At 55.8% G+C, this 2,593-nt stretch carries 1 protein-coding gene; it reads left to right on the top strand.

Annotation, left to right across the window (positions count from 1 at the left end; translation table 11 throughout):
- Positions 1–2,593: immunoglobulin-like domain-containing protein (locus CIB54_RS27200; protein ID WP_332871822.1), on the top strand; the 2,593-nt coding region annotated here is incomplete at both ends.

The raw sequence follows: 2,593 nt of genomic DNA, 5'->3' as shown, positions 1-2,593 counted from the left end.
CCGGTGACTAACATCACCAACCCGCTGACCGTCACGCTCGATAACGGCCAGAGCATCACTATCGGTGTAAACCAATCGAGCGCCAGCGTTTCGGTTGTTGCGCCGGATGACGTGTATAAGGGCGACCAGACCGTCACCACTGCTATTCAAACCGTCACTGGCGGCGAGCACTTCGAAAATCTCGTTCCAGGTACCGACAAAGTCACTACAACCGTGACTGATACCCCAGGTACTGATAACGCCACGACTGTCACACTGACCGCACCGAATGCTGTTAGCGAAGGTGGACAGATTACGTACACCGCGACCTTGAGCAACAAGGCCGGTACTGACGTCACGCTGAAACTCGATAACGGCTCATCGATCATCATCAAAGCTGGCGATACTGTCGGCACCGTGACCGTACCTGCTCCAAGCGATGACGTATTTATCGACAAGAGCACGCAGACCGTTCAGATCACCGAAACCACTGGCGGCAACTTCGAGAAGCTGGAAGTTGCAGGCAACGGCGCGACCACTACGATCAATGACACCATCGACAAAGTTGATGTAGTCCTGACCGCCACTCCTACCGTTGGTGAAGGCGGCAACATCGTTTACACCGCCAGCCTTGTGGATAAGAACGGCGCGCCAGTGACCAACATCACCAATCCGCTGACCGTGACGCTGGATAACGGCCAGAGCATCACTATCGGTGTAAACCAATCGAGCGCCAGTGTTTCGGTTGTTGCGCCGGATGATGTGTACAAGGGCGACCAAACCGTCACCACCGCTATCAAAGGCGTGACCGGGGGCGAGCATTTCGAAAATCTGGTTCCAGGCACCACGCCGGTTAACACCACCGTGACTGATACCCCAGGTACTGACAACACTACGACTGTCACGCTGACCGCACCAAATGCTGTTAACGAAGGTGGCCAGATCACCTACACAGCGACCTTAAGCAATAAGGCCGGTACTGACGTCACGCTGAAACTCGATAACGGTTCGAACATCACCATCAAGGCTGGCGACACCGTCGGCACCGTGACCGTGCCTGCTCCAAGCGATGACGTGTTTATCGACAAGAGCACTCAGACCGTCCAGATCACTGAAGCGACTGGCGGCAACTTCGAGAAGCTGGAAGTTGCTGGCAATGGCGCAACCACCACGATCAACGACACCATCGACAAGGTCGATGTGGTTCTGACCGCAACCACTACCGTCGGCGAAGGCGGCAACATCGTCTACACCGCCAGCCTTGTGGATAAAAACGGCGCGCCGGTGACTAACGTCACCAATCCGCTGACCGTCACCTTGGATAACGGCCAGAGCATCACTATCGGCCTTAACCAATCGAGCGGTAGCGTTTCGGTTGTTGCGCCGGATGATGTCTACAAAGGCGATCAGACCGTCACCACTGCTATCAAGACTGTCACTGGTGGCGAGCACTTCGAGAATTTGGTGCCTGGCACCGCGCCGGTTAATACCACCGTTACTGATACTCCGGGCACCGACAACACCACTACCGTTACCCTGACGGCTCCGGCCCAGGCGAATGAAGGTGGTCAGATTACCTACACCGCGACCTTGAGCAACAAGGCCGGTACTGACGTCACGCTGAAACTCGATAACGGCTCGTCGATCACCATCAAAGCTGGTGACACCGTCGGCACTGTGACCGTGCCTGCGCCTACCGATGATGTGTTTATCGACAAGAGCACGCAGACCGTTCAGATCACCGAAACCACTGGTGGTAACTTCGAAAAACTGGAAGTTGCGGGTAACGGTGCGACCACCACGATCAACGACACCATCGACAAAGTCGACGTAGTCCTGACCGCTACCACCACCGTTGGCGAAGGCGGCAACATCGTTTACACCGCCAGCCTTGTGGATAAGAACGGCGCGCCAGTGACCAACATCACCAATCCGCTGACCGTGACGTTGGATAACGGCCAGAGCATCACTATCGGTGTAAACCAATCGAGCGCCAGTGTTTCGGTTGTTGCGCCGGATGATGTGTACACGGGCGACCAAACCGTCACCACCGCTATCAAAGGCGTGACCAGTGGCGAGCATTTCGAAAATCTGGTTCCAGGCACCACGCCGGTTAACACCACCGTTACTGATACCCCAGGCACTGATAACACCACTACCGTCACCCTGACGGCTCCGGCCCAGGCGAGTGAAGGTGGACAGATTACGTACACCGCGACCTTGAGCAACAAGGCCGGTACTGACGTAACTTTGAAGCTGGATAATGGCTCATCGATCACCATCAAAGCCGGCGATACCGTCGGCACAGTGACTGTGCCTGCACCTTCCGATGATGTGTTCATCGATAAGAGCACCCAGACTGTTCAGATCACCGAAACCACTGGCGGCAACTTCGAGAAGCTGGAAGTGGCGGGCAACGGTGCAACGACAACGATCAACGACACTATCGACAAGGTCGATGTAGTCCTGACCGCCACCACCACCGTCGGCGAAGGCGGCAATATCGTTTACACCGCCAGCCTTGTGGATAAAAACGGCGCGCCGGTGACTAACATCACCAACCCGCTGACCGTCACCCTGGATAACGGCAAAACCATCACCATCGGTGTGAACC

The organism is Pseudomonas fluorescens, assembly GCF_002837185.1.
Taxonomy (GTDB): Bacteria; Pseudomonadota; Gammaproteobacteria; order Pseudomonadales; family Pseudomonadaceae; genus Aquipseudomonas; species Aquipseudomonas fluorescens_AM.
Note: the sequence above shows the minus strand (reverse complement) of the source record. Positions and strands in the feature narration are given on the sequence as shown.